The sequence below is a fragment of the Thermosynechococcus sp. genome (genome assembly GCF_046299635.1).
GTDB lineage: Bacteria > Cyanobacteriota > Cyanobacteriia > Thermosynechococcales > Thermosynechococcaceae > Thermosynechococcus.
This window is the reverse complement of the sequence record NZ_JBKBHV010000012.1, coordinates 1-24,382: the sequence shown is the minus strand read 5'-3', so window position 1 is coordinate 24,382 and position 24,382 is coordinate 1. Positions and strand designations below refer to the sequence as shown.

The following is a 24,382-nucleotide window of genomic DNA, read 5'->3' as shown; positions in this document are numbered from 1 at the left end:
AACTGGTTATCAAGATAACCTGCGGCAACAGCAACAAGTACTAAAGTTTTCTCAAGGCATTCTTTTACTCGGTCTTTTGAAATGTTTGACGCCAGCCTGTTCCCTGAGATGACAGCAGCAGAGAAGAACCTGATTGATGTTTTGCAGAAGCTTGGCGCCGCGGAGGTTGAGCACTGTCTGGCCACGATTCTGGATGCTTTACCCTTGGGTATTTGCCTTTACAATCCTGAGGGGCAGTTAGTTTATACCAATCCACAGGGACGCAAGTTTCTTGGGATTAGCGACCCGCTGTATCCCTGCGCAGCAATTCAGACCAATATTAAACTCTACTTTTGCGATAGCGATCGCCCCTACCCCAAGGAAGAGCTGCCCCCCATTTTGGCGCTGCAGGGGGTTTGTGTTGGGCCGGTGGAGTTGGATGTGCAGCGGCTTTGCGATCGCATTACCCTAGAGGTTTACGGCATTCCCCTATTAACTCGCCAAGGGGCAGTGGTGGGCAGCCTTGCCGCCTACATTGACATTAGCGATCGCAAGCGGCAGGAAATTGAGCAGCGCATTCTGGCCAACTATTTTCAAACCCAAGCCAATCGGTACCACGAGATCCTGCAAGCCCAAACCGACTTTGTGGTGCGCTCCACCCCCGCCACCACCATTACCTTTGCCAATCAGGCCTTTTGTCGGGCAGTGGGGCGATCGTCTCAGGAGGTCATCGGCCGTAACTGGGTGGAATTTGTCTCTGCCTCGGAGTTAGCACTGATGCTTGAAGCCTTGGCCGCCCTGACCCCTGAAGCGCCGACGTTTACCTCCGAAAGCCGCCTGCAAAATGCCCAAGGCGCCGTGATCTGGACGCAGTGGGTGAGCCTTGGGGTCTTCAATCAAGCAGGGCAGCTGCAAGAAATCCAATCGGTTGGCCGCGATATTACCACCCTCAAAGAGCAGCTCTGGCGGGAGCAAACCCTCAACCGCATTAGCCAAGCGATTCGCAACTCCCTTGATTTGGAGACGATCTTTCGGACGGCAGTCTGTGAAGTTGCCCAGATGGGTTTGGGGCTAGATGCCTGTGTGGTACAGTACTTGTCCGATGCTCAGGTTTGGCGCCATGTTGCCGAGTACTACCATGACCCAGAATTTACACCCTTAGTGGGCTTTGAAATCCCTGATGCCAACAATCCTTTTGCCGATCGCCTGAAGCAGGGAGAGGTGGTGGCGATCGCCGACACGCAGGCAATTACCGACCCAGTCAATCAAACAATCGCCCAGACCTTTCCGGGAGCATGGCTCCTCATTCCTTTGTGGGTCAACAATCAATTGTGGGGCAGTTTAACTGTCTTTACGTTGAATCGCTCCCACCACTGGTCAGCCGCAGAAATTGCCCTCGTTCGTGCTGTCGCTACCCAGTTGGAAGTGGCCATTCACCAAGCGAGTCTGCACGAACAATTACAGCGGGAGCTAAACCAGCGCCGCCAAGCAGAAGCAGCCCTCTGCCGCAGTGAAGAACGCCTTCGCCGCACAGCCATGAATCTGCCGGGGGCACTCTTTCGCTATCTGCAACGGGCTGATGGTCAGATTCAAGTGTTTTACCTTAACCCCCTTTGCGAAAAGATTTGGGGTGTTTCAGCCGAGGCTGCCGCCGCCGATGGCAAAGTCCTCTGGGCATTGGTGCATCCCGAAGATTACACCGCCACTTGGGAGTCGGTGCGCCACTCGGCGGAAACCCTTACCCCTTGGCAATGGCAGTTTCGCATTGTGCGTCCCGACGGGGAGATACGGTGGCTAGAGGGGGCGGGGCAGCCAGAAGCCCTTGAGGATGGCGGTATCCTGTGGCACACCTTGGTCTTGGATGTCACAGAGCAGCGACAGATCCAAGAGCGCTTAAGAGAGCAGCAGGCGCAACTGCAAATGGTGATGGTCACTGCCGGCATCGGCTTTTACTCCTTTGATTGGGAAACCGAAACCTTTTGGGTCTCTGACAGCTACAAGCAGCAACTGGGAGAGCCGACCACGGCAGGATTTACCCTTGAGGATTGGCGCAACCGCCTGCACCCGGAAGATAGGGAATCGGCATTGCAGTTTTTCCGGGCTTTCCTTGTGGGAGCTGATTCCCACACCCTTGAATTTCGCCTGCGGCATCGCGACGGTTCCTATCGCTGGTTTTATGCCAGTACGACGCTGCTTTGTGATGAGAAGGGACAGCCCTGTAAGGTCATCGGCACCCAACTTGATATTACCGAGCGCAAACAAATAGAAATTGCCCTCAGAGAAAGTGAGGAGCGCTATCGTCTCTTGGCAGAAAATACCAATGACATTATTTGTCTGTTAGATTCCCAAGGGCAATGTCTCTACGTTAGTCCGTCTTGTGAGGCGCTGCTGGGAATTGCCCCCCAAGGAATGGTCGGTCGCCCCTTTGCCGAATTCTGTCCACCCCAAGAGCGATCGCGGGTTAGCCAAGAGTTACAGCAAATGAGGCAGCAGGAGCGATTTTGGCCAATTACTCATCGCGTGGTTACTGCCGATGGCAGCCTGCGCTGGCTAGAGACCTTGGTGAAAGTCCGCCGAGACTCCCAAGGGCGGAGCCTGTACCTGCAAACTGCCTCCCGCGATGTAACCAATTGGATACAGGTACAGGGACAATTGAAACAGCAAGCCTACTACGATCCCCTGACCGGCTTACCCAATCGCTACTACTTGACCGAGGAATTGGTCAAGGCTATTGCTCAAGCGCAGCAGCAGTCGGACTTTCACTACGCTTTGCTCTTTTTGGACTTAAATCGCTTTAAGCTCATCAACGACAGCCTCGGCCATAATGTCGGCGATCGCTTGCTCGTCAGTTTTGCCCAGCGCCTCCGTCAATGGATCAACCCCCAGTACTTGGTGAGCCGCTTTGGGGGCGATGAATTTGCCATCTTGGCCACCGGTCTTAGAGATCGCGAAGAAGCTATTGCCATTGCTGAATCCCTATTGCAGCAGCTCAACCATCCATTGGCAGTGGACGAACTGCAACTCTTTGTCAATGCGAGTATTGGCATTGTCTTTGCGCAGCGCGAGTATAACGAGAGCTTTCAGGTGATCCGCGATGCCGATATTGCCATGTACCGTGCCAAAGAAGAGCGGCGGGGGGGCTATGCCCTTTTTGATATCCAAATGCAGACGACCATTTGGCAAACCCTGCGTCTAGAGCATGACCTGCGCTGCGCCATTGACGCCAATGACCTGCAGATGGTCTATCAGCCCTTCTTTGAGTTGAAAAAGCAACGCTTGGCCGGCCTAGAGGCGCTGGTGCGCTGGCGACATCCCAGTGGTGAGGTCATTTCCCCGGCACGGTTTGTGCAGATTGCGGAGGATACAGAGTTAATCAGCGCGCTTGATCGGTGGGTGCTAGAGGAGGCCTGCCGCCAGCTAAAGGTCTGGCAAGAGCGCTTTCCCCAAGTGGCCAATCTCCTGCTCAGTGTCAATATCTCCGCCAAAACCCTGAAGCACCCGCACTTTTTCCGGCAGTTGGATGCTGTGCGCCAAATCTACCCCTTGGCCAAGGGACAGTTGATCTTGGAGCTAACCGAACGGGTGGCGCTGGATATCGGAGAAGAGATGCTGGTACTGCTGACGGCATTGGGCGATCGCAACATCGAGATTAGCATTGATGATTTTGGCACCGGCTACTCCTGCCTGAGCTATCTACACCGCCTCCCCATTCACCACTTGAAAGTGGATCGCTCATTTGTGCAGGAATTGGATAAGCCGGAAAACTACCGCATTGTGGAGATGATTATTATGCTGGCTCACCACTTGGGCTTTGGAACCATTGCCGAGGGCATCGAAACCCCCCAACAATTAAAACAGTTGAAAAAATTGGGCTGTCGCTACGGTCAAGGCTATTTGATGGCTCGGCCAATGCTCCCTGAGGAAGTTGAATCCCTTTTGAAAAATCTAGACTAGGGGATAAGCTTCCCTTAGACCGAAAGGCCGGAGATGCCTCCCTTTAATTTGCCAATCCGGTAAAAGTAGCCTATGGCAATCCTGCATGGGACGTGGCTGGCAACGCCGACCCCACAATTCTTCTTATGGGCAGAAGAATGGCAATCGCCGGCTCAGGCAATCACGCCTTGGGCGTCAACGGTAGTGCCCACTTATCCCTATGCCGCTTCCCTAAAGTCTCCCCCTGCCAAGGCCAGTCCCTGTTTTACCTACGTCGCTTTACCCGCCCAGATCCAAGGAAACGACCTTCTGCCACCCCCCCTTGCAGAAGTGAGGGGAGAACCGCTGTTTCTCTGGCAGGTGCCGGGCTGGTCAATTCCCGCCTCTGAGGTTTTAGAGCAACTGCATCAACTGAGTCTGCACGGCCAAGACAGGGGCAGCATTGGCGATGATCTGCGCTATTGGTTCCACGTCAGTCGCTGGCTGTTGGATTTAATGGTGCGCGGTCAGTACCTGCCGACGGCTGAGGGCTGGCGGATTCTGCTCACCCATGCCGGCGATCGCGATCGCTTTCGTCAATTTAGTCAGCAGATGCCCGATGTGTGCCGCTGCTATCAGCCTGACCCCACCGCTTTACGGTTTCCGCCCCATGGCCCAGAGCTGCTGGCGGATTTTCTTCAGCACGTCTTGCAGGGCTATCTCCACACCGCCCTTGCCGCCTTAGACTTACCCAAGGCAGGCTTGGCCAAGGAGCATAGTCACTGGCTGACTTTCCTAAAAACAGGGCAGGGGATAGAACTGCCACCTTCTTTTGTTGAACGGCTCCAGCGTTGGCAAGAACCCTACCGCGAACAGTTGGATCTGCGTCCCCAGTGGCGCTTGGCACTGCAACTCATCCCCCCCGACACGGGCGATGGGGACTGGCGCTTGGCCTTTGGCTTGCAAACTGAGGGGGAAACGGACACAATGCTGGCCGCCGCAGAGATTTGGCAGTGTCCGCAAGAGTCCCTCCTCTATCAGGGGCAAGTCTTGCTTCAGCCCCAAGAGACCCTCCTGCGCGGATTAGGGTTGGCCTCACGCATTTATCGTCCGCTGGATCGCAGTCTTCAGGAACCCTCCCCCGTGGGTCTCACACTCCAGACCGCGGAAGTTTATGCCTTCTTGCAAAGTGCCATCTCCCCCCTAGAGCAGCAGGGGGTGGCCGTAATTTTGCCGCCCAGTTTGCGCCGCAATAGCGCGCAGCATCGCTTGGGGCTAAAGATGATTGCCACATTGCCGCCCACAGCCACCGGCGGCCTCAGTGTGGAGAGCCTGATGCAGTTTCAGTGGCAGTTGCAGTTGGGGCAGCATCCCCTTTCTGCGGCGGATTTTGAGCAATTGCGCCGCCAAGAGATTCCCCTTGTCTACCTCAAGGGCGAGTGGGTGCTCCTGCGTCCCCAAGAGATCAAGGCTGCCCAGGAGTTTCTGCGGTCTCCTCAAGAGAGCCACCTCTCCCTTGCCGATACGCTGCGGATTGCCACGGGGGAGACGGTGACGGTGGCCAAGTTACCGATTCTGGGCTTAGATGCAAATGATGCCCTTCAGGCACTACTCGATAGCCTCACGAGCAAACAAGCCCTTGAGCCGGTGCCGACACCAAAAGAATTTTGTGGCGAACTGCGCCCCTACCAAGCGCGGGGAGTGGCGTGGCTGAGTTTCTTGGAACGCTGGCGGCTGGGGGCTTGCTTGGCCGATGATATGGGCTTGGGGAAAACCATTCAACTGTTGGCCTTTTTACTCCACCTCAAGGAAACAGGACGAGCCTACTGGCCAACCCTCTTGATCTGTCCTACCTCGGTACTGGGGAACTGGCTGCGGGAGTGCCAAAAATTTGCGCCGACCTTACGCGCCTACGTCCACCACGGCAGCGATCGCCCCAAGGGCAAGGCCTTTCTGAGAAAAGTTGAAACCCACGATCTAATTCTCACCAGTTATGCCCTCCTGCAGCGCGATCGCGCCACCCTCCAACAGGTGTCATGGCAGCATCTGGTTCTCGATGAAGCCCAAAACATCAAGAACGCCAACACGCAGCAGGCGCAAGCGGTGCGGGAACTCGCCGCCCAGTTTCGCATTGCCCTGACGGGAACCCCCCTAGAAAATCGCCTTCTTGAACTCTGGTCTATCATGGACTTTCTGCATCCGGGGTATTTGGGCAATCGCACCTACTTTCAGCACCGCTATGTCCGACCGATTGAACGCTATGGCGACACCACCTCCCTCAATGCCCTGCGTACCGCCGTGCAGCCCTTCATTCTCCGTCGCCTCAAAACCGACCGCAGCATTCTCCAAGACCTGCCGGAAAAACAGGAGATGCTGGTGTATTGCGGTCTCACCCTAGAGCAAATGCAGCTTTACAGTGCGGTGGTGGAAGACTCCTTGGCCGTCATTGAAACAAGCAAGGGCATTCAACGCCGAGGTCACATCTTGGCAACCCTCACGAAGTTGAAGCAAATCTGCAATCATCCTGCCCAGTATCTCAAGCAAGAGGATTACCACCCCGATCGCTCCGGTAAATTGCAACGCCTCATAGAAATGCTGCAAGAGCTTCAGGAGGTGGGCGATCGCGCCCTTGTCTTTACCCAATTTGCCGAATTTGGCCATCACCTGAAAACCTATCTAGAGGGGATACTCAAGCAGGAGGTCTTTTTCCTGTCGGGACGCACCCCCAAAGCGCAGCGGGAGCTGATGGTGGAACGTTTTCAGCACGATCCAGAGGCTCCCACCGTCTTTATTCTTTCCCTCAAGGCCGGGGGGGTTGGTTTGAACTTGACCCGTGCCAATCATGTTTTCCACTACGATCGCTGGTGGAACCCCGCCGTGGAAAATCAGGCCAGCGATCGCGCCTTCCGCATTGGCCAAACCCGCAATGTCCAAATCCATAAATTTGTTTGCACGGGCACCCTCGAAGAGAAGATCCACGACCAAATTGAACAGAAAAAAGCCCTTGCGGAAATGATTGTCAGTAGCGGCGAACACTGGCTGACTGAGCTCAACCTCGACCAACTGCGGCAACTACTCACATTAGATCAAGAGCGAGTAATGACACTCTAGGCCATCGCCCACTCAGAGGCGTGCTCACCTCGCAGGAGACGAATTTGGGCGATCGCGAAAATGGTGGGAATAATGCGGGCATAGTTCGTAGAAATGGCGCGCCAACCTAAGTCGGCAATAAACCACACCCAGAGGGCAGTACTGGCAAAGGCCAAGACACTGCGACCAAGGGCAAATTTGGCAGCTCCCATGGCAGCTCCCCGTGACACCAAGGGGGTAATTGAGAGCTTGTAGCCGGCAAAACGAATCGCAAACTGCCGTGCCACCTGCTGCACCACCATTGAACGGACGACGGAACTGATGGCGATCGCTGCTCCCCCTTCGAGGATCAGGCGTACGGTTTCCATAGAAATGGGGTGGCCGTTGCGCAGTTCGGGCAAGCTATCTTGAATTTGGGCGGCCAAGACCTTGCGATCCTCATCCCCTAGTTTTTTCCACATCCGCTGCAACACATTCAAGAAAATTTCCATTTCCAGTTCAGGAACTGTCCAACGGGGGGAAAACTTAATGTTCAAATAGCGACAGACCCGCATCAAAGTTTGCCGATAGCTGACCTGTTGAGCCTTGCCCTTGAGTACCGTCAGGCCATCCGCTGCCAAAAAGCGAAACCGCTCCTCAATGCAATCCAGCCACGCCTGGCGATCCTGAGCTTGGACGGCAATGGGGTCAGGGGTGGTCAGGTAGTCTAAGGGATTGAGCCGACGCCGAAACAGAATTTCCGTTAGATCCTGTAACTCCTCCTCCGTCGCCAATTCCAGCGCAGCCCGTAGCTCGTTCATGGGGTTCTCGCTCCAGCAGCAGCACAATTGAACACGATGATTCTTCACCCCTGATTATAGGGATTCAGGCTGAAATTGTGGTACAGCCCTTTTCATAGGAATGGGACATGCCCAACTATCCCAGCAAAGGGTGGTGGGGACAGTACAATACAAAAGAGTAGCAGGCTGGCGAAATAAAAACCTATGGATTTATTAACCCTAGAAGGTTGGCTCGATAACACTGCCTTTGCGGTGCTTTTGATGACGATGTTGTTCTACTGGGGGGGAGCCGCGTTTCCCCAATGGCCGGTTCTGACCGCTGCGGGTCGCACGGGGATGGCGATCGCCAACCTCTGTATTACCGGCCTGCTGGCGGCGCGCTGGATTGAAGGGGGCTACTTTCCCATCAGCAATCTCTACGAATCCCTCTTTTTCCTGTGCTGGGGGCTGACGGCAATGCACTTGGTCGCCGAATCCCTCAGTGGTCAGCGCCTTGTGGGGGTCGTCACTGCTCCTGTTGCCATGGGGATTGCCGCTTTTGCTGCTCTCTCCCTGCCCCCGGAAATGCAACGGTCGGCGCCCCTTGTGCCTGCCCTGAAGTCCAACTGGCTAATGATGCACGTCAGTGTGATGATGCTCAGCTATGCCACGTTGATGGTGGGGTCACTGCTGGCGATCGCCTTCTTGGTGGTCACGTGGGGCAAACCCGTCAGCCTCAAGGGGAGTTCGGTGGGGACAGGCAGCTTTCGCCGTCGCCCGCTAGAGCCTGCCTTCGAACCCTCAACGGGGGGCGGCGGCACCACCGTACTCACCCCACCCACCCTGCAATTGAGTCTGCAACGCCTCACCTTAGCGGAGACCCTCGATAACTTGAGCTACCGCATGATTGGGTTGGGGTTTCCGCTGCTGACCATTGGGATTATTTCCGGAGCCGTGTGGGCCAATGAAGCTTGGGGTGCCCCTTGGAGTTGGGATCCCAAAGAGACTTGGGCCTTGATTGTCTGGCTGGTGTATGCCGCCTATCTCCATGCCCGTATGACCCGCGATTGGCAGGGACGTAAACCGGCCATTCTGGCCAGCGTGGGATTTGCCGTCGTCTGGGTCTGCTATTTGGGGGTGAATTTGCTCGGCAAAGGTCTGCACTCCTACGGTTGGTTTTTCTAGTGGGTTTTGCCCGTGTGGGGCATCTACCACGCCCGCCTGCACACCACCTTAAAACTCCGGCAATGGCTCCCGCAAGGGTCGCGGATTCTCATTGCCCTGTCGGGGGGGCAAGATTCGGTGTGCCTAACCCAACTCTTGGTGGATCTGCGGCCCCATTGGGCGTGGTTTTTGGCGGTTGTCCACTGTGATCACCGCTGGCGTCAAGATAGCGCTGCCAACGCTGCCTTTGTCCAAGAGCTGGCGCAGCAATGGCACCTGCCCTGCGAGGTGGTGGGTGCTCCGCCGATGCCGAAAACTGAGGCAGCCGCCCGTTCATGGCGCTACCACGTCTTTGAGACCGTTGCCCAGGCTTGGGATTGCACCCATGTGGTGACCGCCCACACCCAGAGCGATCGCGCCGAAAGTCTGCTACTGCATCTATTGCGCGGCAGCGGTTCGGATGGGTTAGCCACTCTTTTGCCCATGCGCTCCCTAGGGTCAGTTCAATTGGTGCGACCCCTCCTAGGGATGACGCGAGCGGAAACGGCTGCCTTTTGCCAGGCCTACGGCTTACCCGTCTGGCAGGATGAAACGAACCAAAATCTGGATTATCGCCGCAATCGGCTACGTTCAGAGTTAATCCCCTATCTGCAACGGCACTTCAATGCCAATGTCGAACAGGTGTTGGCTCAAACCGCCGAACTGCTGGCCGGCGATCGCGCCTATTTCGAGGCCGAAGTTGAGCGCCTTGCTCCTGAAGTGATCCGCGAGCATCCCCCCGCCTTGGATCGGCTGCGCCTGCGGGAATTGCCCCTTGCCCTCCAACGGCGCTTGATTCGGCGGTTTCTGCGGCAGCACCTGAAACGGGGTGTTGATTTTAGGGTCATTGAAGCCGTGTGTCCCCTCATTGCAGCAGGCAATGGCAGCCAAACCTCAACGCTAACCGGGGGCTACCACCTGCGGGTCTGCGGCCGGTGGCTAGAATTGATCAGGTCAACGGCACCACCGCCTGAATCTGTTCCCCCGCATCAAGGGGAGCGATTGCCACCCCCACCGACTCCTTATTGAGGATAGGGATCTCTTCCCCGTTGGTCATCCATGCCCGTTCTTGGGTCGTCACCAGAGCCAAGGGCCTACCGCCACGGCCAATGCCCGCCAAGCGATCTGATTTCTGCTGCAGGGGCATCGCCAACTGGCCTAAATGACCGAGGGGCAGGACTTCAATCAGGGGGAGGGGCAGTTGCTTGCCAAGGCCTAAGGCAGTAACGAGGATGACATTCTCTAGTTCCGAAAGGGCGATCGCCCCCACTAATGTCTCCTGCACACTGAGGCGCACCGCCGCTTGGCCTTGATTCAGCCGTCCCAATACCGGAATATCGGGGATGAAAAAGTGAAAGACCCGCCCCCGTGAGGTGGCCAACACCAAATGATCCACGTCCGCCGGCAGTACCCAACCGAGGGCATCCCCCGCCTTGAGTTTCGTGAGTTGGAGGCCACGCCCGCTCCGGTCTTGAAGCTCTGAGATGGGAATGACCTTAATGCGGCCTTGGCGCGTCAGCAGAATCAGCTTCTCTGCGGCGGGTTGACTGGGGAGGACAGTGAGGAGAGTTTCCCCTTGAGCAGACTGCGGCAAGAGAGTCAGGAGGGGTTGACCGCGATCGCTACGGCCGGTGACAGGGAATCGCTCTACGGGTAGCAGATAGACCTTGCCACTTTCAGTAAACACCCAGAGGCGATCGCCGGCCTGCACCGAGAAGGTCAAAGGCAACGGCTCCGACCACGGGAGCCAGGTTTGTAGCGGAACACTCCCGCGACTACGCTGGGGCAGACAGCGCCCATAGCCACGGTGATTCACCTCCACCCAGAGGGGAATATCCTCACCCCCATTGGCTTCGACCGAGGTGGGAGGCGGCGGCACTGCCGTGAGAATTTGGGTACGGCGGGGGTCGGCAAACTCTTTCTTTAACTGGCGCAATTCTTTTTTCAGTGCCTTAAGGCGCTCCGGACGCCGGTCAATCAAGATTGCCAACCGGGCAATCTGCGCTTGCAACTCCGCCTGTTCCTGTTCTAGGGCTTGGCGCTCCTGTTGGGTGAGGCGGCGTAGGGGCATGGCCATCAGGGCACCGGCTTGGCGATCGCTCAACCCCAAGCGTGTCATCAATTCCTGCCGAGCGGTGTTGCCATCCGCTGCCGATCGCAGAATCTCAATCACCTGATCTACGGCATTGAGACCGATTAAAAGGCCGGTCACCACCTCTTGGCGGGCTTGAGCCACTTCGAGATCGTGGCGATATTGCCGTAACAGCGTCTGCTCACGGAACTGAAGAAACTCACCAAGGATCTCCTTGAGGGAGAGTTGACGGGGTTGATTGCCCACCAGTGCCATCAAGTTGATACCGTAGGTGACTTGCAGAACCGTCAGGCGGTAGAGTTGCTCCAACAGTTGTGCCGCCGAGGCATCCCGCTTCAGTTCAATCACTACCCGCAGCCCGGCGCGATCGCTCTCATCCCGCAGATCGGCAATCCCCTCTAGGCGACCTTGATTCACTAAATCCGCCACCTTCTCAATCCATGCCGCCTTATTCACCTGATAGGGCAACTCCGTCACCACAATGGCTTGGCGGCGGTGGCGACCGCGTCCGGGTTGAATCTCCTCAAGCTTGGCTACCCCCCGCAGGGTGATCGTGCCTCGACCCGTGGCGTAGGCGCGCTGTAATTCTGCCCCATCCACAATCACACCCCCCGTGGGAAAGTCCGGCCCCGGCAGGTGGGTGAGCAGTTCCTCCAAGGAGAGATGCGGGCGGTCAATAAGGGCAATCAGAGCCTCTACCACTTCCCCCAAGTTGTGGGGCGGGATATTCGTGGCCATCCCCACGGCAATTCCTGTTGCCCCATTCAACAGCAAAATCGGCAGTTGCGCCGGCAGCACCAGTGGCTCCACTTGAGAACTGTCAAAGTTGGGGATAAAATCCACAATGGCGTCGCTGATATTCTCCAGTAACGTGCGGTGGGCGATCGCTGCCAAGCGCGTTTCCGTATAGCGCATTGCCGCCGGTGGATCATCATCCACAGAGCCAAAATTGCCCTGCCCTGCCAAGAGGGGATAGCGACTGCTAAAGGGCTGCACCAAGCGCACCAGTGCCTCATAGACCGCTTGATCTCCGTGGGGATGATATTTTCCCAACACATCCCCCACCACCCGTGCACACTTGCGAAAAGGGCGATCGGGCGTCAGCCCCAACTCATACATGGCATAGAGAATCCGCCGATGCACCGGTTTTAGACCATCCCGCACATCTGGTAGCGCCCGCCCCACAATCACACTCATGGCGTACTCCAAATAGGAGCGTTGCATTTCACTGTGCAGTGGCGTAGGAATCACCTGTCCAGAGGTCAGCAAATCCAGTTGTTTGGGCATGATCACGAACGAGCCAAAGGATCATTCCCCACGATACAAGAGTTTTGCGAATTGTAAAGCAACTTAAGATTCCGTGGGTGTTGCTTCCTCAAGCTTCTCCTTGGTCAGCCGCGCCACCAGTTCCTTGATGAGGTTGACTAACAGATGTAAATGATGGGCACCACAAAGAAACTCAGAAACGTGGCCGCAAGCATGCCGCCCGTGACGCTTGTTCCCAAGGAGTGACGGGACTTTGCCCCTGCACCCGTAGCAATCACCAGCGGGAAGATGCCTAGAATAAAGGAGACTGCGGTCATCAGAACAGGACGCAAACGTTCTTCGGCGGCATTGATCACCGACTTAACAATGGAGGTGCCCTTACTTTCGCGAATTTGGTTGGCAAACTCCACAATCAGAATCGCATTCTTACTGGCGAGGCCAATCAGCATCACCAAGCCAATTTGGCAGAATACATCATTACTCAGCCCCCGCAGCCACTGCGCTAGCAAAGCACCCATGATCATTAATTTGAGCAATTCGACCAGAAACTTGGGGGTGTAGGGTGATAGACTCACGGGATTGCAAAGAGGCATTGTAAACAGCGGTTTGTGCAAGGGTTTCCGTTTATCCGAGGTAAATAGAGAATAGCTCCGATTGGCAATCCTCCGCTAAGATGTAGAGCAAGGGGCAGGGTGTCATTTCTAGCTCACCTTAGAGGCTAGGACAGTCCTTGCGTCAACCTATATCAACGACAGTACAGGTACCAGTGGCTCTTACCAAGAAAACACAGCAAGAACAACCCATGATTAATGAGCGCATCCGTTTTCCTCGGGTGCGGGTGGTGGATAGTGATGGTTCCCAATTGGGGATTATGTCGTCCCAAGAGGCGATCGCGATCGCCCGTGAAAAGGAACTAGATCTTGTTCTCGTCAGTGACAAGGCAGATCCACCTGTTTGCAAAATTATTGACTACGGCAAGTTTCGCTTTGAACAGGAAAAGAAGGCGCGTGAAGCCCGCAAAAAGCAGCACACCTCCGATGTCAAAGAGGTGAAGATGCGCTACAAAATCGAGGAACATGATTACAACGTTTGCATTAACCGTGCGGAGCGTTTCCTCAAGGCCGGTGATAAGGTCAAAGCAACGGTGACGTTCCGAGGGCGGGAAATTCAGCACTCCCACTTGGCAGAAGAACTCCTCAACCGGATGGCCAATGACCTGCAAGCTGTCGCCGAAGTGCAGCAGGCACCGAAGCAGGAGGGGCGCAATATGATCATGTTTTTGGCGCCGAAGCGGTAATCAAGACTGGGGGCGAGTATGTTTGGCTTTCGTCCAGACCCCAAGTTCACCCCACTGGATGTTTCAGCTAATGAGAAACCTCGGTCGGCATTACTGTTGGCGATCGCTGCCCTTGTCACAATTCTTCTTTGGCAGATTCCTTTGGGAAACTATCTGCTGTATCCGTTTACAATCTTGGCCACTTGGTTCCACGAGATGGGACATGGCCTCACGGCGATTCTGCTGGGGGGTTACTTTCGGGAGTTAGTCATCTATCCCAGTGGTTCAGGGTTTGCCCGCTATGGGGGCGAGGTGCTGCTAGGAAATTTAGGACATGGCTTAGTTGCCATGGGCGGGCCATTGGGACCCGCGATCGCTGGCAGTCTCTTTATTTTGTCGAGCCGCTCTCATCGTGCCACAGATATTTGCCTCAAAGCCCTAGGAATGATTGTCGTTGCCTCAGTGCTGCTGTGGGTGCGATCGCTCTTTGGCATTGTCTTTATAACATTGGTGGGCATGGCCATTCTGCTATTGGCCTATCGCGGGAATCGCTGGCTCAAGGGGATTGCCATTCAGTTCCTTGGGGTGCAGGCCTGTATTAGTACTTTTCAGCAGGTGGACTACCTCTTCACCTATGCCATTCCGGGGGGGCAGATTTCCGATACAGGTCTTCTCCAACAGTACCTCTGGCTCCCCTATTGGTTGTGGGGGGCGCTGATTTCTATGATGACCTTGGGGTTGCTGCTGTGGAGTCTCAAGGTGGCCTATACCCGCCCTAAGTAATGCCCCAGCGGTGTCGCCAACGACTGGTGGATTCACGGTTAGCGGTTTGCTGCTCTGCTTGACGACGCGCTCGAATCGTTTCCGCACTATCCCGCAGGTGCGGATCGCGGTAGGGAATCCCAGCCCGTGTTTGCAAGTGTTCCTGCTCCATCTGTGAAAGAGGAATCAACTGATCTGCTTGCCAGCGCGCCACGGTTCCTTGTGCCCATTCATGGCTGTGTTGGGGTGCCGCAATTGGGAGCGTTCCGATGTGTAAACCGGCCTGCTGCAACGCTGAACGGACTGCGGCAGCGCGACAATAGGTGGCCAAATGCCCTTCGGGTGCCAGACACTGAGCAACTAGGCTGAGAAACTCTACCGTCCACAGTTGCGGACAGCGCTGGGGCGAAAAGGGATCAAGGAAAATCGCATCCGCTTGAAATCCCTGGCGAACTAGGTCTTGAATTGTTTGGCGGGCATCGCCAATTAAAAGCTGTGCTTGGCACTGTGGGGTGCTCACCTGCTGTCGCTCGGCCAATCTCTCAAGAATTGCCTGAACCGAGGCTGACCAAGAGGGCATCACTGCCAAAGCAGCTTGAGGAACGCGCAGATCGAGTTCTAGGCTGATGACCGTGACCTGACAGGTGGGATTATGTTGCCAAATCACCTCTAAGGCAGCGGCGGTGTTGTAGCCCAACCCATAGCAGATGTCCAAAAGTCGCAGATGGGAGGCTTGGGCTTTGCGGGGCAGATCGGTGGCGATCGCAAACTTTTCAAAGGCTTCTTGGCGCGCCCCTGCTAAACTATGGAAGGTTTCGCCAAACTCCTCAGAAAAAAACGTAAAAGAGCCGTCCGCCGTCCGTTGGGGCTGCCAAAGGGGAGGCACCGCCGCGGCCATCTCTTGAGAAGAAGCCATCACCGCATTTGAGGGGGTGTTTGCGGTTGGGGTGGCGGGGATTGCTGCATCATCACCACACCGAGGCCTCCAAGCAAAAGAAGGGTAACAATGCCGCCAATAATGAGCAACCGCGGGGAAGCGGATTCCGCCGTCGGCAGCGGTGCTGCCCTTGCCACCTCTGGTTCTGGGTATGAAAGATTCAGTTGTGTTTCTTGAGGTGGCTCCTGCTTGCTTGCTTCTTCGTCGGCTTGGGTAGTCGTTGCCGCAAGGGGTGTTGCCTTAATGCTGTGGTAGTTGACACTCTTTAAATACTTGATAAACTCCGCCTTCCCCATTGACACCGTGGTATAGCGTGCCTTGGCCGCTCCGCCAAAGTTGATTTCATCGCCGTCCTTCAGCTCGTGGCTGTGTACCCGCCGGCCATTCACAAGGATGCCGTTGGCACTGGCTTTACCATCGGCATTGCCGTCAACAATGCGATAACGGTAGCCATTGGGGGAGGGAATCCGCAGCAGTAGAGCATGTTGCCGTGAGACACCGTGACCATGAATCACAATCGCGTTGGTAACATCACGGCCAATGGAGTAGGTAGCCGCCTCTAAAGGGATGGTGCGCTTCCCCGTTTCATCTTCAATGCTGAGGAGGTGGTGCTCACGGTTACCGCTCATGGGAACAGCCTAGAGTTAAGCTTGTTTTTCATTAACATCTTACCTTGAGGGTTGTAGGCGGCGTTGCCGCTGATGAACGTTTGGATAAGTGAAGTTTTTGAAGTTTTAACACTCTTCAGCATTGGGAGAGCGATCCTCTAGGTCAGAGGAAAGAGGCGGACGGGGGCAAGGGCTTGCAGTTGTTGACCGAGACGAAAGGCTTGGGGTTCATAGAGTTCAAGGGTCAGCGCCGCAGGAAGTTGTTGGATAAAAGCCCGCGATCGCGGCAGGGGCAGGCCTGTAATTTTGGTGATCAGATTGCCGATTTCGAGGGCGGCTTCTGAATTGCGGGGGTGACCGACCCACAGTCGCCAGAAACGCCGGGGCGCCATTTTGCCCTGTTCAATGCGCCTGAGGCCATCAATGGTAGCTAAGACAATCAAGCGATCGCCCACCGTAAGTTGCAGCGTGTCACTGGGCAAAAACTGCTGAGTGGTCTCACCGCCGAGAAACTGCTCGTGGCGATTGTAGAAAATAGGTATTACGGCATAACCGTAGGCCACCTCGCCGATCAACTTTCCCTCAAGAGTATCGCCGGCGGTAACGGTGTAGTCGGCAATCAGTACCGTCTGTTGGTCAATTTGAAACAAGCCGAGCATCGTTTCGCCAAAGGCAGCACCGGCAAAGGCCTCCGCTGCAAGGGCATAGGCACAGAGAGGACGGGCATGGGGTAGAAGATCTCGCAGATCATTAGTGAGGATTGGATCGTAGATGCCAATAACTAAACCAATGGGGGACTCACGCTGCTCCGTGGTTTGGCGGGCAATTAAGGCTGCCTCTAGGTTCAACATTTCATCGGCAGTGGTGAGAACTACGCTTTTAGCCGTGTCCAAATGAGCTTGGGGGAGCTTTTCAGGAATGTTGCCAAGGAGCATCGGCAGGTCTTCAAAAAGCTGGGTTTGCTCTGGGTTGTCCACCAACAGCACAAGAGGTTGACGGAAGGTACGCAAGATTTGCACCACCTGCTGCCCAATGCGATCTAAGCCGACAACAATCACATGATCTGCTGTGGGTAGGGGCGGACGTTTCTTGAGGAACTCAAAGCGTGCTTGCAGCAGCTTTTCCGCCAAAAGCCCCAAGACACCGACAATAAAGAGGAGACTGACGATCGCCACCAGAATACAGACTACCAGCAGCCAAGGGGGAATCGGGTCGTTTTCTAGGCCGCCAAAGACATCGCCAAAGCCCCCCAACAGGAGAATAAACCCCGCCGTAAAGGCCTTTTGCCAGTTGAGGTTAGGAACGTTGTAGCGCAGTAGGAGAGCAGTCAATAGCCACAGACCACTGCCAAGCCACAGCCCATTGAAGATTAGCTCGCGGGAGCGATCGCCCCGCAGCCACTGCCAGAATTGCTGCACCTGCTCAGGAAGCTGACGCCCCTGCTGAATGAGACGCTGGAGGGGATTGGGGTCGGGGAGAGGCAAGGATTTCACCATTTCCACCTGTTCAATCCAAATGGGGCGATCGCCCGCCTCAAACAGTAAATCTGGCGGCCAATGGTTAAACAGGCGATGGGGGCGAGTTGGCTGGAAGATCGAGGATTGAGAATGGCAAGAGCGAATACTAATCAGGCGTTGGTGACGGCGCTGCCAGCGGTGGGCGGGTGTACCCACTAGGGGACTCTCAGTGGTAATCGTCTGTTGCAACACCCGAAACTGCTGACCCTCAATTGTAAAAGCAGCAAGGATATTTTCCTCAAGGGCGGCAAGGGCAAAAGCAGGCGCCGGCAGTTCCGTGGGATTGAGCGCCACAAAGCTCCCCAGTTTTTTCTCAAGAAGGGCGTTGAGATTATCGCGACTAGAGCGCACCACAAGGTGGACATCTGCATTTAAGCGGCGAGCCACAATCGCTGTAGCAATATTGGTGGCCTCATCACTTGTCACCGCCAGTAGCGTGCGGCAGCGATCAATCCCGGCGGCTTTCAGAACCGCTTCCTGCCGACAGTCACCAATAACGACGGGTTCACTGAGTAACTCTGTCAACTGGGGAATCTCCCACTCGATGTTGGCGTTGCGCTCAATGGCACAGATCTCGATTGCCAAGTGGTCGGCGGCAAAGCGACGCAGACTTTGGATGCAAAACTGGCCTAAACTACCGAGGCCACAGACGATAAAGCGATCCGGCACAGGGGTTTCACCCTCTCCTAGTCGCGTGACTAGTGGTGTCGGTGCCGCCACAGACCAAGACTGCCACCAATAGGGAAACGGCTGATGGGGTTCAGCCGCCAAGAGGAGAAATGTGCCCCGCTGCCACTGCTGCCAAAAGGCCTTCCCCCAATTGGCTAGGCGATTGAGATCAACGCTGGTGGATTCAATCCAGATGCTGAGGTGGCGATCGCCCACATCAATGAACCACGCTGCACTGCCACCCAATAGTTGGCGCAGTTGGCGGTCAATAACCTCCTCAAGGCTGGCCATAGCTCCTTAGCCAAAATGGGACAGCAGCGTCTGTTGATCCAACTGACAACCAATCACCACAAGGCGCGTTTGCCGGGGTTCTGCCGGTTGCCACAGGCGATCGTAAAACGAATCTAACCGCTGACCGACCCCCTGTACCACCAGACGCATCGGCTTGCCCTCAATGGCTGCAAAGCCCTTAATGCGGTAAATATCGGGCACTTGGAGCAATCGCTCAAGGGATTCGCGTAGGCGTTGCGGATCGCAGGCTCCCAGCTCTAAGCAAACCGCTTGAATCGCCTCGTCATGATCGTGCTCTTCCTCAACATCGTGATGACTGGGCCGCTGGGTCAAATTCTCCTCAACCGCTGCATTAAAGCCCAGCAATAGATCCGGCGGCACCTGTCCTTGGCAAGCGGCAAGAAGCTTAATGCGCGGAGGCAATTGACGACGCAGTTCCCCAAGGAGCTGTTCCACCTGGGGAGGAGTCAGTTGATCGGTCTTGTTGAGGATCACCAAGTCGGCACAGGCCAGCTGATCGTTAAAGAGTTCCTCAAGGGGGGTCTCCTCATGCTGCAAGCTGGGATCTGCCTCCTTTTGGGCAAAGAGCGCTTCTAAATCGGCACTCACCTGGCCGGCTGCCAAGGCAACACCATCCACGACGGTCACAACGCCATCAACGGTAGCCGCATGGCGCACCTCCGGCCAACGGAAGGCCATGACCAAGGGCTTGGGCAACGCCAGTCCCGACGTTTCAATGACGATGTGATCAATCTCCTGCCGCCGCGCCAAGAGGCTCTGCATGGTGGGCAAAAACTCCTCCTGCACCGTGCAACACAGACAGCCATTGGTCAGTTCCCAGATCCCCGCCGCGCGATCGCAACAGGACTGCAATAGCTCACCATCAATGCCCACATCGCCAAACTCATTCACAATCACGGCAATGCGCCTACCCGCTGCATTTCGGAGCAGCTGGCGAATCAGGGTCGTTTTACCACTGCCAAGGAAGCCGGTAATAATTGTCACCGGAATTTTTGCACTCATTAAAATGCCTCAATACTAGGAAAATCTTTAAGTTGATGGGCGGCTTCACCACAGGTTCGCGGTGTCGGAAATACCTTTTCGGGGTTGGCCAGACGTTTGGGATCAAAGGCAGCACGCACCTGCTGCATCGTCTCTAGATCCGCCGCGCTAAACATTTCCCTCATAAAACAGGCCTTATCGCTGCCGATGCCGTGTTCCCCAGAAATACTGCCCCCCAAGCGCACACAGAGCTTGAGAATTTCACCCCCTAGGGCTTCTACCTCGGCAAGGGCGCCGGGAACCGATTGATCGTAGAGAATCAGAGGATGCAGGTTGCCATCCCCGGCGTGGAAGACATTGGCAATGCGATAGCCACTGCGCCGACTCAGTTGTTCAATCTCCTTGAGGACAGTGGCCAGCTGACTGCGGGGAATCACCCCATCTTGGACAAAATAGTTGGGACTGAGCCGACCCGCAGCGGCAAAAGCAGCTTTACGCCCCTTCCAAAGACGCAGGCGTTCTTCGGCTTCTGTGGCCACCGTCACATGGCGTGCCCCCTGTTCATAGCAAATGCGCATGACTCGCTCTTGGAGGATGGGCACTTCTGCCTCTAGGCCATCCACTTCCACCAGCAGCACGGCAGCCGCATCGCGGGGATAGCAGTGGGTAGCCACCACATCCTCAACGGCATTGATACTGAGGTTGTCCATGATTTCCATGCCGGCGGGAATAATCCCGGCCCGGATTATGGCGGAAACGGTTTCGCCGGCGGCTTCCATGGTGGTGAAGTCCGCCAATAGAACGGCGATCGCCTCCGCCTGTTTGAGAATCCGCAGCCGAATTTCCGTGGCAATTCCCAGCGTCCCCTCCGAGCCGACAAAAACCCCCATGAGATCATAGCCGGGCATTTCGGGAGCAGCACCCCCTAGTTCCACAATCTCCCCATTGGGCAAGACCACCGTGAGTCCCAGCACATGGTTCGTGGTGACGCCATACTTCAGGCAATGGACACCCCCCGAGTTCTCCGCCACATTGCCGCCAATGGAGCAAATAATTTGGCTCGATGGATCGGGGGCATAGTAAAAGCCCTGATCGGCGACGGCTTGGGTAACCCACCCATTGATGACCCCCGGCTGCACGACCACCTGCTGGTTCTCGAGATCGATCTCTAAAATCCGGTTCATGCGGGAAGTGACAACGAGAATCCCCTCCGGGTGGGGCAGCGCGCCCCCCGATAGCCCTGTCCCTGAGCCACGGGCAACAAAGGGAATCCGATAGCGATCGCACACCTTGAGAATTGCCGAGACTTGGGCGGTGGTTTGGGGAAGCACAACCAGCTTGGGTTGCTGCCGATAAATGGAGAGGCCATCGCACTCATACACAAGGGCTTCCGCCGCGTTGGTGATGAGGCTACCCTTGCCGACAATGGCCGCTAGCTCCTCTCTGACCCGCTGCCAAGGGGTAATTTGCCGTAGTGTGGACATCCCCAGTGCTCTGAAACCACCTTCTCTTATCCTAAATTGGCTCCCTCTTGGAGAAATGGGGGCAGGGGGGGTTTGACATTTATTTACTGAATAGTTATAAAATTATATTTAGAACAACTAAACTAAAGTAGTAACCGTTTTAAGTCTAGTTTTCAGGCTGAACGAGTCCCCTCACCCTTTATCCCATAAAGGAGTCTCCTATGCTATTTCGTCAACTCTTTGACTACGACACTTGGACCTATTCTTACCTGATTGCCGATGAGGCCACCGGTGAGGCCGCCTTGGTGGATAGCGTCCTTGAACAGGTAGATCGGGATGTGCAGTTAATTGAGCAATTGGGGCTAAAACTGCGCTACTGCCTCGAAACCCATGTCCACGCCGACCACATCACCGGCGCCGGTAAAGTCCGTGAGCGCACGGGCTGCAAAACCCTTGTTCCTGAAAATGCCCAGGTGGACTGTGCCGATGGCTATATTAAAGACGGTGCAGTGATCCATGTCGGCAGCATCCCCATTCAGGCGATCGCCACCTTGGGTCACACCGATAGCCACATGGCCTTCCTAGTGAACGGTACCCACCTGCTGACGGGGGATTCCCTCTTTATCCGGGGCTGTGGGCGCACCGACTTCCAAAGCGGGGATGCGGGTGCCATGTATGATGCGGTCACGCAGCGGCTCTTTACCCTGCCCGATACGACCTTGGTCTATCCCGGCCATGACTATCGGGGTCACACGGTTTCTACCATCGGGGAAGAAAAACGCTTTAATCCTCGCTTTGTGGGTCGCGATCGCCAGCAGTTCATTGAGTTTATGGCCAACCTCAACCTGCCCGATCCCAAGAAAATCATGGAAGCGGTGCCTGCTAACCAACAGTGTGGCATGGTTGCCGCTGCCGTCTAGCCCTTTGACCCCTGATTGCCCCTGTCTTCTTAGTCAACCCTGAGTAATCACGTGAGAACCGACGACTATGACTACAACCACGACTGAATCTCCCCTCATTTCCGCGGCTGAACTGCACAATGCCCTGCAACGGCGAGAAGTCCTGCTCATTGACGTGCGGGAACCCAATGAGTACAACAATGCCCACATTCCGGGAGCGCTGCTGTGCCCCTTGGCCAATGTGAAGGAGCTGGAGCCTCCCTGTAGCCCTGACACGCCTGTGGTGCTCTACTGTGAATCGGGGCGGCGATCGCAGCTGGCCTACAACATCCTTGCCCGGCGGGGGTTCCAAAACCTGAAGAACCTCGAAGGAGGCATCCAGCGCTGGAAACAGAAGGGCTACGCCGTCCGGGGTGCTGCCGATGCCCCCCTCAGCATCATGCGGCAGGTGCAAATTGTGGCCGGCAGCTTAATTCTCACAGGGGTGATCTTGGGCTTTACCGTCAACTCAGGATTTTTCCTCCTGTCGGGCTTTGTCGGCGTGGGCATGCTCTTTGCCGGTCTCAGTGGTCGCTGTCTGATGGGAGAATTGCTGATGCGACTGCCCTTTAATCGCCCCCAAGGGAAGTAGGCAATGTTCAGCTACTGGTTGGGGCATGGGCTGGCGATCGCCATCGGCTTGAGTCTGGGTCTATTGGGGGGCGGCGGTTCGGTTCTGGCTCTGCCGGTGCTGGTCTATGTCATGGGCATTGAAACCAAAGTCGCAATTCCAATGACGCTGGTAATTGTCGGCAGCGTTAGTTTGCTGGCGGTCATTCCCCAGTGGCGGCGCGGCTACGTCAATTTGCGGTTAGCACTGATTTTTGGTTCTGCAACCATGATGGGTGCCTATCTCGGAGCGCGACTGGCAGCCTTGCCTTGGATTACGGATACCGTGCAACTGTTGCTCTTTGCCGTTGCCATGATGGCGGCGGCTATTTTAATGATTCGGCGGCAGCAGCGCCCCCCTGCACCTGAACTCACGCCTCCAGAAGTTTCTCTAGAAAGCCAGCTTTATACCCCCCCCGTGTGTAAGTACTGCTGGCTGTGGCTACCCACAGAGGGCTTAGGAGTTGGTATCCTAACAGGCCTAGTGGGCGTGGGTGGAGGATTCGCTATTGTGCCTGCCCTTGTTTTATTGGGGAAAATTCCCATGCGGCAGGCGATCGGCACCTCACTCCTAATTATTACTGCCAATTCCGTGGCGGCGGTTTGGGGCTATCTGGGCACTGTTAACTTGGATCCACACTTGACTCTGACGCTAACCTTAGCAGCAGCGAGTGGTTCCGTTCTCGGTAGCTATCTCAGTCACTACATTTCTGCCAAGCAACTTCAGCAGGGTTTTGGTTACTTCTTAATTGGCATTGCCGCCTTTGTAGTCCTGAAAACGCTACTGTCACCCCCGCAGCGCAGCAAAAGCTCCTCCCTACCGCCGAGGCACTACCTCCCTGCATCAGTTCCCGTAAGGGCAAGCCGCACTTAGGACTCTGGGATTTCTGAGGCACGCTGCTGTTGCCTAATTTGATTAAGCAGTGAGAGAACGCGACTGCCCCGTTCGAGCGAGCGATCCTCAATAAACACGACCTCAGGGGTTCGTCGCAGGCGAATGCGCTGCCCCAGTTCCCGTCGCACAAAGCCGGAAGCGGCCTTCAGTCCCGCCATGGTCGAGCGGCGGATCTCCTCGGTGCTGTAGATGCTGACGAAAATCTTAGCGTGCTGCAAATCAGCGGAAACTTCCACATCGGTGACACTGACCATTCCCGCCCCCACGCGCTCATCACGGATCTCATACATTAACAACTGACTCACTTCCCGTTTGATTAATTCTGCTACCCGTGCCACCCGTCGTTCGGTCGCCATGGCGGGCCTCCTTTTCTCGGTTGTTGGTAAAGACTATCCTGCACCTTATCTTATCAAGACGGCCATCACTGGGTTTGCTGGATTGGGGGCGATCGCTCAAGACTTCTATGGCAGTAACCGCTGGTAGTGGCGTTACAATACTTAACATTTCCTAGGGGAGTTCTGTTCAAGTTGAGGCTTTAATTTCCTGCTGTCTTGGTGAATTGCGACCCCTAGTCAAAAATGAGAAACCTGAGAAGCTAGGCAACAATCACCTTGATATTTCGTAAGAATTCCGCTATCACGTTAATATAGTTCTCCCGCAGCAAATGCTGATGGGAAGCTTGACCTACCCTTGATAAATGCCAACAGTAATTAGGTAAAATCACCTACTTGCTCAAGCGTTTAATGAGGGATGGGTTTCTTAATTTATGAAGCCAAATTAACAGGATGCTGGAGCGATCGCTCCCTGTTCTAAGGAGTCGAGACGCCCTACCAGCAACTGTAAGGTTCTAAATCTGGCATCTATATCTGCAAGAGGATTTAATCCATGACGATCGCGATTGGACGAGCGCCAGCAGAACGGGGATGGTTCGACATCCTCGACGACTGGCTCAAACGTGACAGATTTGTCTTCGTAGGCTGGTCAGGCATCCTGCTTTTCCCCTGCGCCTACCTTGCCCTCGGCGGCTGGCTGACGGGTACCACCTTTGTCACCTCTTGGTACACCCACGGTCTGGCCTCCAGCTACCTCGAAGGCTGCAACTTCCTCACCGTTGC

Annotated in this window: 18 protein-coding genes and 2 pseudogenes; 11 read left to right on the top strand and 9 right to left on the bottom strand. The window is 55.6% G+C overall.

Annotated features, from left to right (window positions below; genetic code table 11):
• The first annotated feature begins 81 nt into the window (after positions 1-81).
• Positions 82-3,933: an EAL domain-containing protein gene (locus tag ACK4IR_RS06765; protein WP_409873597.1), complete on the top strand. Its 3,852-nt coding sequence runs from the start codon at positions 82-84 to the stop codon at positions 3,931-3,933.
• Positions 3,934-4,005: 72 nt separating this feature from the next.
• A complete protein-coding gene (locus ACK4IR_RS06760; protein ID WP_409873595.1) occupies positions 4,006-7,002 on the top strand; it encodes a DEAD/DEAH box helicase in 2,997 nt (998 codons plus the stop codon).
• On the opposite strand, the gene ACK4IR_RS06755 is transcribed toward ACK4IR_RS06760, so the two are convergent.
• On the bottom strand, positions 6,999-7,781 hold the full coding sequence (locus ACK4IR_RS06755; protein WP_409873594.1) for a YaaW family protein: 783 nt from the start codon (positions 7,779-7,781) through the stop codon (positions 6,999-7,001). The genes ACK4IR_RS06760 and ACK4IR_RS06755 overlap by 4 nt on opposite strands.
• A 183-nt stretch (positions 7,782-7,964) precedes the next feature.
• Between ACK4IR_RS06755 and ccsB the strand changes: the two genes are divergently transcribed.
• Both ccsB and tilS read left to right on the top strand, forming a co-directional pair.
• A complete protein-coding gene (gene ccsB / locus ACK4IR_RS06750) occupies positions 7,965-8,924 on the top strand; it encodes a c-type cytochrome biogenesis protein CcsB (protein WP_409873593.1) in 960 nt (319 codons plus the stop codon).
• A 12-nt stretch (positions 8,925-8,936) separates the two neighbouring features.
• Positions 8,937-9,971, top strand: a complete 1,035-nt coding sequence (tilS, locus tag ACK4IR_RS06745) for a tRNA lysidine(34) synthetase TilS (protein WP_409873591.1) — start codon at positions 8,937-8,939, stop codon at positions 9,969-9,971.
• Here tilS and ACK4IR_RS06740 read toward each other — a convergent pair.
• Together ACK4IR_RS06740 and ACK4IR_RS06735 are read right to left on the bottom strand one after the other, a co-directional pair.
• A complete protein-coding gene (locus ACK4IR_RS06740; RefSeq protein WP_409873589.1) occupies positions 9,892-12,321 on the bottom strand; it encodes a DNA topoisomerase (ATP-hydrolyzing) subunit A in 2,430 nt (809 codons plus the stop codon). The genes tilS and ACK4IR_RS06740 overlap by 80 nt on opposite strands.
• A 63-nt stretch (positions 12,322-12,384) precedes the next feature.
• Positions 12,385-12,827, bottom strand: a pseudogene (locus ACK4IR_RS06735) (efflux RND transporter permease subunit); the annotation flags it as partial.
• A gap of 275 nt (positions 12,828-13,102) precedes the next feature.
• Between ACK4IR_RS06735 and infC the strand changes: the two are divergent.
• On the top strand, positions 13,103-13,597 hold the full coding sequence (gene infC, locus ACK4IR_RS06730; protein ID WP_220131114.1) for a translation initiation factor IF-3: 495 nt from the start codon (positions 13,103-13,105) through the stop codon (positions 13,595-13,597).
• 18 nt (positions 13,598-13,615) lie between these two features.
• A complete protein-coding gene (locus tag ACK4IR_RS06725) occupies positions 13,616-14,359 on the top strand; it encodes a M50 family metallopeptidase (protein WP_409873587.1) in 744 nt (247 codons plus the stop codon).
• Here ACK4IR_RS06725 and ACK4IR_RS06720 read toward each other — a convergent pair.
• The 5 genes from ACK4IR_RS06720 to ACK4IR_RS06700 form a co-directional block, all read right to left on the bottom strand.
• Positions 14,352-15,254: a tRNA (5-methylaminomethyl-2-thiouridine)(34)-methyltransferase MnmD gene (locus ACK4IR_RS06720; protein WP_409873585.1), complete on the bottom strand. Its 903-nt coding sequence runs from the start codon at positions 15,252-15,254 to the stop codon at positions 14,352-14,354. The genes ACK4IR_RS06725 and ACK4IR_RS06720 overlap by 8 nt on opposite strands.
• The gene (locus ACK4IR_RS06715) at positions 15,254-15,904 is read right to left on the bottom strand and encodes an FHA domain-containing protein (RefSeq protein ID WP_409873583.1); all 651 of its coding nucleotides are present in this window, start codon (positions 15,902-15,904) and stop codon (positions 15,254-15,256) included. Before ACK4IR_RS06715 ends, ACK4IR_RS06720 begins: the two co-directional genes overlap by 1 nt.
• A 137-nt stretch (positions 15,905-16,041) precedes the next feature.
• The gene (locus tag ACK4IR_RS06710) at positions 16,042-18,360 is read right to left on the bottom strand and encodes an NAD-binding protein (RefSeq protein WP_409873582.1); all 2,319 of its coding nucleotides are present in this window, start codon (positions 18,358-18,360) and stop codon (positions 16,042-16,044) included.
• A gap of 6 nt (positions 18,361-18,366) precedes the next feature.
• Positions 18,367-19,383, bottom strand: a complete 1,017-nt coding sequence (gene cobW, locus ACK4IR_RS06705) for a cobalamin biosynthesis protein CobW (RefSeq protein ID WP_409873580.1) — start codon at positions 19,381-19,383, stop codon at positions 18,367-18,369.
• Positions 19,383-20,846 (bottom strand): FAD-linked oxidase C-terminal domain-containing protein, encoded by a 1,464-nt coding sequence (locus ACK4IR_RS06700; RefSeq protein WP_409873578.1) that lies wholly within the window; start codon positions 20,844-20,846, stop codon positions 19,383-19,385. Before ACK4IR_RS06700 ends, cobW begins: the two co-directional genes overlap by 1 nt.
• Positions 20,847-21,046: 200 nt before the next feature.
• Here ACK4IR_RS06700 and ACK4IR_RS06695 point away from each other — a divergent pair, with 200 nt between their 5' ends.
• The 3 genes from ACK4IR_RS06695 to ACK4IR_RS06685 all read left to right on the top strand — a co-directional run bounded on the left by ACK4IR_RS06695 (position 21,047) and on the right by ACK4IR_RS06685 (position 23,246).
• Entirely contained in the window at positions 21,047-21,745 is a 699-nt protein-coding gene (locus ACK4IR_RS06695; protein ID WP_409873577.1) for an MBL fold metallo-hydrolase, read from the top strand.
• A gap of 67 nt (positions 21,746-21,812) precedes the next feature.
• Positions 21,813-22,355, top strand: coding sequence for a rhodanese-like domain-containing protein (locus ACK4IR_RS06690; RefSeq protein WP_409873575.1), 543 nt, complete (start codon positions 21,813-21,815; stop codon positions 22,353-22,355).
• A gap of 3 nt (positions 22,356-22,358) precedes the next feature.
• Complete coding sequence (locus ACK4IR_RS06685) at positions 22,359-23,246, top strand: sulfite exporter TauE/SafE family protein (RefSeq protein ID WP_409873573.1); 888 nt, start codon at positions 22,359-22,361, stop codon at positions 23,244-23,246.
• Here ACK4IR_RS06685 and rbfA read toward each other — a convergent pair.
• Positions 23,243-23,623, bottom strand: a complete 381-nt coding sequence (gene rbfA / locus ACK4IR_RS06680) for a 30S ribosome-binding factor RbfA (RefSeq protein ID WP_409873571.1) — start codon at positions 23,621-23,623, stop codon at positions 23,243-23,245. The genes ACK4IR_RS06685 and rbfA overlap by 4 nt on opposite strands.
• Here rbfA and ACK4IR_RS06675 point away from each other — a divergent pair.
• Positions 23,622-23,750: a hypothetical protein gene (locus tag ACK4IR_RS06675; protein ID WP_409873569.1), complete on the top strand. Its 129-nt coding sequence runs from the start codon at positions 23,622-23,624 to the stop codon at positions 23,748-23,750. The two genes, rbfA and ACK4IR_RS06675, sit on opposite strands and share 2 nt — an antisense overlap.
• Positions 23,751-24,152: 402 nt before the next feature.
• Positions 24,153-24,382, top strand: a pseudogene (locus ACK4IR_RS06670) (photosystem II D2 protein (photosystem q(a) protein)); the annotation flags it as partial.